General features: G+C 72.9%; 8 protein-coding genes and 1 pseudogene. 3 read left to right on the top strand and 6 right to left on the bottom strand.

Features of this window, described 5'->3' with window-relative positions; genetic code table 11:
* The 3 genes from OZN99_RS22195 to OZN99_RS22205 all read right to left on the bottom strand — a co-directional run.
* On the bottom strand, nt 1–490 hold a 490-nt coding region (locus OZN99_RS22195), incomplete at its 3' end, for a flagellar motor protein MotB (protein WP_270937436.1).
* Nucleotides 491–546: 56 nt separating this feature from the next.
* Entirely contained in the window at nt 547–951 is a 405-nt protein-coding gene (locus OZN99_RS22200; protein WP_270937437.1) for a VOC family protein, read from the bottom strand.
* A gap of 37 nt (nt 952–988) precedes the next feature.
* Nucleotides 989–2,404, bottom strand: a complete 1,416-nt coding sequence (locus tag OZN99_RS22205; RefSeq protein WP_270937438.1) for a helix-turn-helix domain-containing protein — start codon at nt 2,402–2,404, stop codon at nt 989–991.
* A gap of 148 nt (nt 2,405–2,552) precedes the next feature.
* On the opposite strand from OZN99_RS22205, the gene aceA reads away from it, so the two are divergent.
* From aceA to OZN99_RS22220, 3 genes are read left to right on the top strand one after another with little or no spacing between them, the layout of a single operon-like run.
* A complete protein-coding gene (aceA, locus tag OZN99_RS22210; RefSeq protein ID WP_456299894.1) occupies nt 2,553–3,884 on the top strand; it encodes an isocitrate lyase in 1,332 nt (443 codons plus the stop codon).
* Between the two features lie 35 nt (nt 3,885–3,919).
* Complete coding sequence (locus OZN99_RS22215; RefSeq protein WP_270937439.1) at nt 3,920–4,159, top strand: hypothetical protein; 240 nt, start codon at nt 3,920–3,922, stop codon at nt 4,157–4,159.
* 4 nt (nt 4,160–4,163) lie between these two features.
* Nucleotides 4,164–4,319, top strand: a complete 156-nt coding sequence (locus tag OZN99_RS22220; RefSeq protein WP_270937440.1) for a hypothetical protein — start codon at nt 4,164–4,166, stop codon at nt 4,317–4,319.
* An 85-nt stretch (nt 4,320–4,404) separates the two neighbouring features.
* Here OZN99_RS22220 and OZN99_RS22225 read toward each other — a convergent pair whose 3' ends face one another.
* The 3 genes and pseudogenes from OZN99_RS22225 to OZN99_RS22235 form a co-directional block, all read right to left on the bottom strand.
* Nucleotides 4,405–5,385, bottom strand: coding sequence for a threonine ammonia-lyase (locus tag OZN99_RS22225; protein ID WP_270937441.1), 981 nt, complete (start codon nt 5,383–5,385; stop codon nt 4,405–4,407).
* Complete coding sequence (locus OZN99_RS22230; RefSeq protein WP_270937442.1) at nt 5,382–6,503, bottom strand: NAD(P)/FAD-dependent oxidoreductase; 1,122 nt, start codon at nt 6,501–6,503, stop codon at nt 5,382–5,384. The genes OZN99_RS22225 and OZN99_RS22230 overlap by 4 nt, the downstream gene beginning before the upstream one ends.
* Nucleotides 6,504–6,594: 91 nt before the next feature.
* Nucleotides 6,595–6,788: pseudogene (locus OZN99_RS22235) on the bottom strand (hypothetical protein); the annotation flags it as partial.

A 6,788-nucleotide genomic window follows, 5' to 3' on the forward strand; every position in this document is an offset into this window, starting at 1 on the left:
GGACATCGGGCGCCGCGCGCGGATCCTGGTCGCCGGGCGGCGCGTCGGCGCGCGCCGTGCGGACCCGGCGCGGCTCCGCCTCCTCGTCCTCGCCCTCCGGCCCGGCGCGCAACGGCACGGGGCGGGCCGGCACGGTGCTGTCGTCCTCCACCTCCACGTCGGGCAGGGTCGGCAGCGGGCCCTTCTGCACCGTGACGGCGCCGGCATCCTGTGTCATCTGCTCGGCGCTGTGCGGTGTGCGGCCGCCGAAGGGCTCCCCGGAGCCGGACTGGCTGCGGCCGAAGGGCGTCGTCGGCGCGAAATAGTCGGCGATGCCGGCGCGCTGCTCCTCCGTGGTGGCGTTCAGCAGCCACATCAGCAGGAAGAAGGCCATCATCGCCGTGACGAAGTCGGCATAGGCCACCTTCCAGGCCCCGCCATGGTGCCCGTGCCCGCCATCCTCCACCTTCTTGAGGACGATCGTCGCGCCCTCGCCCCGGCCTCGCGCCATCGTCCCCGCGTTGCTCCTGCGGGCGTGACATGGCGCGGCGGGGGTTAAGGCGGGACTTACGCGGCGCGGATCTCCACAGCGTTTCCTTCCGGGTCGCGGAAGTAGATGGAGGGCGCCGGCCCCCCGCCGCCATAGCGCGTCGCCGCCGGCTCGGCCTCCACGCCATGTGCGGCCAGATGCGCGCGCAGCGCCGCCTCGTCCCAGGGCGAGACGGCAAGGCAGAGATGGTCCAGGTTCGGGCGCTCCCGGTCCGGCGCCGCGCCGCTGCGGCCCAGCTTCCCGCCGATCCAGACCAGGTCGATCAGCGCCGGGCCCGCGCGCAGATGCACCAGGCCCAGCGCGTCCTGCCGGTGCGCCTCCTCGCAGCCGAGGACATCGCGGTAGAAGCCAACCATCCGGTCCAGGTCCTCGACGCGCAGGACGACGTGGTCCAGCGCGATGCGGTCATAGGGCGGGGGCATGGCGTCTCCTGCATCCGGGCGACGCACCCTAGCAGCGTCAGGCCCGCGGCTTCGACTTCTCGAAGCGCCAGGGCGCCGCGCTGTCCTCGTTGGGGTCCAGCTTCAGCCGATGCTCGAGCGGCGGGAAGGCGCGGCTGCGGCAGTCCGGCCGGTCGCAGAGCCGGCAGGACAGGCCGATGCCGACGGCGGCACGGGACAATTCGAGCCCGTCGGCATAGGCGACCTCCTCGGCGCGGGCGATGTCGCAGCCCATGGCGACGACATGCATCGGCGCCGGCTCTCCCCAGCGCGTGGTCGGCGCGGCGATGGCGCGCGCGAAGGTGAGGAAGGTGGCACCATCCGGCAGCTGCGCCACCTGCACCTGCGTCTCGCCGGGATGGGCGAAGGCGCGGTGCACGATCCATTTCGGGCAGGACCCGCCGAAGCGCGCGAAGGGAAAGCCGGCGGCGCTGAACCGCTTGTCCACGTTGCCCGCCGGATCGACGCGCAGGAAGAAGAAGGGCACGCCGCGCGCGGATCCGTTGTCCCCGGGGCGCTGCAACGTCGAAAGCCGGTGCGCCGCCTGCTCGAAGCTCACGCCGAAGCGCGCGGCCAGGGCTTCCACCTCGTGCCGCAGGTCGCGCGCGGCGTGCAGGAACGGCATGTAGGGCATCAGCAGCGCCGCCGCGGCGTAGTTCAGCAGGCCGAGCCGGATGATCGCCGCCGCCTCCGGCGTGGAGGGCTCGGCCGGCGCCACCACCGCCTCCACCGCGTCGCGTGCCTCCAGCAGCATCAGCTGGAACGCCATCTGGAAGCCGCGGCTCTCGCGCGGCAGGGATTCCGAGAGGTCGAGGCGGCGCAGCTGCGGGTCGTAGCGCCGCAGCGATCCCGGCAGCGTGCCGACGGCAACCGTCACGCCATGTGTGTGGCGCAGCCGCTCCGCAATGGCGTGGTTCATCTCGGACGGCGCGGCGCGCAGCTCGGCGCCGATGCGCTCGGCCACCGCCTCCAGTGCGGGGAAGTGGTTGGCGTGCTCGTGGAAGAAGTCGCGCGCCTCCTCCGTCGGCAGCAGGATGCGCCGGCCGGTCGGCAGCGCGATGCCGGAGGCATCCTCCTTCGCCACCCGCCAGGCGCGGTACAGCGCGAGCATCGCGCGCGCCGCATTGGGCGCGGAGGCGGCAAGCGCCGCCACCTCCTGCTCCGGCACCTCATCCAGGCCCAGCAGCGGGTCGGCGAGCACCTCGCGCAGTCCCGCCTCGGTCTGTCGCTCCCGGTTGCCGGACAGCGCGGCGAGATCCACCGAGAGGTGCTCGCCCAGCTTGATCAGCAGGCTGGCTGTGACGCTGCGCTGGTCGTGCTCGATCAGGTTCAGGTAGCTGGCGGAGATACCGAGCCGGGCGGCCAGCGCCTGCTGCGTCAGCCCGCGTTCCATGCGCAGTCGGCGGACGGTGCGACCGATCAGGGGGCGCGCCATGTGGGGTCCTTTACAGATTTGCGGCCCACGTCTGTGAAGATGATCACATCCTTGCCGCTTGACAGCCAGTTTCCCCCCTGAACTTCGGCGCTGCAATGTGAATTATTGACGGGCGCCGCGACGAGGAAGAGCGGCGGCAGGAGCTGAAATGACCCGTCACGTGACCTCCCCCAACTTCGCCCCCGATGGCTCCGGCTTCGGCGGCGGCGCGCCCATGCCGGGCCGCTTCGAGGGCATCCGCCGCGACTACACGCCCGCCGACGTCGCGAAGCTCGCGGGCTCCTTCCGCGTGCAGCACACGCTGGCGGACATGGGCGCGCGGCGCCTGTGGCAGCTGCTGAAGACCGAGCCCTTCGTGAACACGCTCGGCGCGCTGACCGGCATGCAGGCGGTGCAGCAGGTGAAGGCAGGGCTGAAGGCGATCTACCTCTCCGGCTGGCAGGTGGCGGCGGACGCCAACACCAGCGGGCAGATGTATCCCGACCAGTCGCTCTATCCCGTGGACAGCGTGCCGAACGTCGTCCGCCGCATCAATGCCGCGCTGCGCCGCTGCGACCAGATCGCCGTGCAGGAAGGCAAGGGCGACACGACGCACTGGATGGCGCCGATCATCGCCGATGCCGAGGCCGGCTTCGGCGGCGCGCTGAACGCCTACGAGCTGATGCGCGCGATGATCGATGCCGGCGCCGCCGGCGTGCACTTCGAGGACCAGCTGAGCTCCGAGAAGAAGTGCGGCCATCTGGGCGGCAAGGTGCTGGTGCCGATCCAGCAGCACATCCGCACGCTGAACGCCGCGCGCCTGGCCGCCGACGTGGAGGGCGTGCCCACCGTCCTGCTCTGCCGCACCGACGCCGAATCAGCGCAGCTGCTGACCAGCGACGTGGACGAGCGCGACCGCCCCTTCATCACCGGGGAGCGCACGCCGGAAGGCTTCTTCCGCATCAGGCCGGGCGCCGGCAAGGCCTATGCCATCGCGCGCAGCCTCGCCTATGCGCCCTATGCCGACCTGCTGTGGTGGGAAACCAGCGACCCGGACCTGCAGGATGCCCGCGACTTCGCCGAGGCGATCCACCGGCAGTTCCCGGGCAAGATGCTGGCCTACAACTGCAGCCCGTCCTTCAACTGGCAGCGCAAGATGGGCGTCGACGCGGCGGCGAGGTTCCAGCGCGAGATCGGCGCGATGGGCTACAAGTTCCAGTTCGTCACGCTGGCCGGCTTCCACAGCCTGAACCTCAGCATGTTCAAGCTGGCGCGCGGCTACGCCGAGCGCGGCATGGGCGCCTACAGCGAGCTGCAGCAGGCCGAGTTCGCCGCCGAGGCCGAGGGCTTCACCGCCGTGCGCCACCAGCGCGAGGTCGGCGTCGGCTACTTCGACGCGGTCGCCACTGCGGCCAGCGGCGGCACGGCCAGCACCACGGCGCTGGCCACCTCCACCGAGGCGGCGCAGTTCCACAACGGCGAAGCCGCGCACGCCCACTGACCACCCCCTTGGAAACGTCCAGGAACGGAACGGAGATGACCATGAACGACGACATGCACGACGACGGCCTGGTGCATTCGCATGGCTGGGCGACGGAGCCGCCGCCCTCCATCGGGCAGCTTCTGCGCCCCGCCAACGACGACCGCCGCAGCGCGGCGCCTGCCAACGACGTCGCCGCGGCGATGGCGATGAAGCAGGACGACATGCACGACGACGGCCTCGTCCACGGCCACGACTGGGCCAGCCTGCACAGCTCCCGCCGCTTCCACGGCTGAGCCCATGACTCGGAGCGCCGGATCGGGCGGTGCGCGGCGACGGCGCCGGGGGAAGCCCCGGCGCCGTTTCGCGCTGCAGCCGGCCGCGCCGCAGCGCGGCGTGATCGCCCTCGCCGCCGTCGTGCCGCTGCTGATGCGGAAGCTGCTGCGCCCGCGCTGAGGCGCGCGAGACCCGTGTTGCCGAAGCCAGCGATTCACGTCCTGGCGTGCCCGCCTGCGGCGCGCACACTCAGGACGATCGCGGGCTACGCCGCCAGCGCCTGCGCGAAGACCGCCGGGTCCACGTTGCCGCCGCTGATCACGACGCCGACCGTCTTCCCCTTCGCGTCCAGCTTGCCGGCCAGCAGCGCGGCCAGCGCCACGGCGCCGCCGGGCTCAGCGACGACCTTGAGATGCTCGAAGGCGAAGCGCATGGCGCGGAACACCTCGGCCCGCGTCACCACCAGGCCGCCGGCGAGGCGCGGCTGGTTCACCGCGAAGGTGATCGCGCCCGGCCGCATGGACAGCAGCGCGTCGCAGATGGTCTCGCCCTGGCCGTCATTGGCGATGCGCGCGCCGGCTTCCAGGCTGCGCTTCGTGTCGTCCCAGCCTTCCGGCTCCACCGCCCAGACCTGCGTGGCCGGCGAGGCCGTCTCGGCGGCCAGCGCGCAGCCGGCGATCAGCCCGCCGCCGCCGGTGCAGACTGCCAGCGCGTCGAGCGACAGGCCGGCCGCCGCCGCATCCTCGAACAGCTCGAGCGCCAGCGTGCCCTGGCCTGCGATCACGTCGGGATGGTCGAAGGGCGGCAGCACCACGCCGCCGCGCTGCGCGGCCAGCGTCTCCGCCAGTGTCTCCCGGTCCGTGGTCTTGCGGTCGAAGAAGGTGATCTCCGCGCCCCAGCGCTTCGTGCTCTCCACCTTGATGGCCGGCGCATCGGCCGGCATGGCGATCAGCGCGGGCATGCCCAGCATCGCGGCGGCGCAGGCCGTCGCCTGGCCGTGGTTGCCGGAGGAATGCGTCACCACCCCCGCCGCGCGCTGCGCGGGGTCCAGCTTCAGCGCGGCGTTGGTCGCGCCCCGCAGCTTGAAGCTTCCGGTGCGCTGCAAGGGCTCCGGCTTCACGAGGATGGTGCCGCCGGTCAGCTCGTCCAGCAGGCGGTGGCGCAGCATCGGCGTGCGCACGATGTGCGGCGCGATGCGCGCCGCGGCGGCGCGGACGTCGTCGGGGGTGGGCAGCGTCCCGCTCATGCACGGCCTCCTCGGAAACGGCTGGGATCCACCAGCGGCACGATGGGTGCGAGCGCGCCGGGATCGGTGCCGCGCACCAGCGCGGCCAGCAGCGCACCGGCGGCGGGCGCCGTCTGGATGCCGTAGCCGCCCTGTCCGAGCATCCAGAAGAAGCCGGGCGCGGTCGCATCCGCGCCGATCGCCAGGCTGCGGTCCGGCGTGAAGCTGCGCAGCCCGGCCCAGCGGTGCTCCACGCGCTGCACGGGGATGTCGAGCGCCTGCTGCATGCGGTCCACCGCGATGGCGACGTCCAGCTCGTCCGGCTGCACGTCGTGGGGCGGCATGTCGGTCTCGTCCGCCGGGGAGAGCATCAGCTTGCGCCGCGCCTCCGGCCGCAGGTACCAGCTGTGCGCGGCGTCGCCCAGAAGGGGCCAGCCGGCGCAGTCATGCGGGCCGGGATCGATGATCAGCGCGGTGCGGCGCTTCGGCTGCAGCCCGATCGGATCGAGCCCCGCCTGGCGCGCCACTTCGTCGCCCCAGGCACCCGCGGCATCCACGATCACGGGGGCGGAGAAGATGACGCCTGCGGAGGTTTCCGTTTGCCAGGCGCCACCGCGACGCTCGATGCGGCCCGCGCGGTGGCGCAGTGCCAGCGCGCCACCATCGGCCCGAAGCGCCTTCAGGAAGCCCTGGTGCAGCGCGGCCACGTCGATGTCGAAGGCATCGCGCTCGATGGCCGCAGCGACGGCGTAGCCGGGCCGCAGCGGCGGGCCCATCGCGGCGACCTCCGCGACGGAGATCGGCTCCAGCCCTTCGCCGGCGTCCAGCATCGCCGCCAGCGCGTCGCGCTGCTCCGCCGGGGCCAGCGTCACGATCGGCCGCGGCGAGACCAGCGGCGTGGTCGCGAAGCCCGGCGGCGGATGCTCGAAGAAGGCGCGCGACGCAGCCGACAGGCGCCGCACGTCGGGCGGGCCGTAGTTCTGGATCCAGATCGCGGCGGACCGGCCGGTGCTGTGGTAGCCGGCCGTCTCCTCCGCCTCCAGCAGGGCGACGCGATGCGTGGTGGCCAGGTGCGCGGCCGCGGTCGCGCCGGCCATGCCGGCGCCGATCACGATCACGTCGAAATCCTGCGTCTCCATGCCGTCCATCGTCCTGCCCGCGGGGGCGAATGGTCAACCGGGGCCGGCGCGTGGCGCCGCCGTGGGCGCCGGGCGACACGGGGCCGCCCGCTCACCAGACCAGGTCGCCGCGCAGGAACGCCGCCGCCTCGGGCGTCGGCGGATCCGCGAAGAAGGCGGCTGCGGGCGCGCGCGCGTTGAGCGTGCCGTGCAGCAGCAGCAGCACCTCGCCGGCCAGGCGCCGCGCCTGGCCCAGATCGTGCGTCGTCATCACGACCTTCGTGCCGCCGGCGGCGATCGCGGCGA

Source organism: Falsiroseomonas oryzae (genome assembly GCF_027856955.1).
GTDB classification, from domain to species: Bacteria; Pseudomonadota; Alphaproteobacteria; order Acetobacterales; family Acetobacteraceae; genus Falsiroseomonas; species Falsiroseomonas oryzae.

Excerpts from the sequence above, each read along its gene's own strand:
- OZN99_RS22200 (WP_270937437.1), bottom strand. The coding sequence starts at position 951 with ATGCCCCCGCCCTATGACCGCATCGCGCTGGACCACGTCGTCCTGCGC.
- OZN99_RS22220 (WP_270937440.1), top strand. The coding sequence starts at position 4,164 with ATGACTCGGAGCGCCGGATCGGGCGGTGCGCGGCGACGGCGCCGGGGG.
- OZN99_RS22215 (WP_270937439.1), top strand. The coding sequence starts at position 3,920 with ATGACCATGAACGACGACATGCACGACGACGGCCTGGTGCATTCGCAT.
- OZN99_RS22205 (WP_270937438.1), bottom strand. The coding sequence starts at position 2,404 with ATGGCGCGCCCCCTGATCGGTCGCACCGTCCGCCGACTGCGCATGGAA.
- OZN99_RS22230 (WP_270937442.1), bottom strand. The coding sequence starts at position 6,503 with ATGGAGACGCAGGATTTCGACGTGATCGTGATCGGCGCCGGCATGGCC.
- OZN99_RS22225 (WP_270937441.1), bottom strand. The coding sequence starts at position 5,385 with ATGAGCGGGACGCTGCCCACCCCCGACGACGTCCGCGCCGCCGCGGCG.
- aceA (WP_456299894.1), top strand. The coding sequence starts at position 2,553 with ATGACCCGTCACGTGACCTCCCCCAACTTCGCCCCCGATGGCTCCGGC.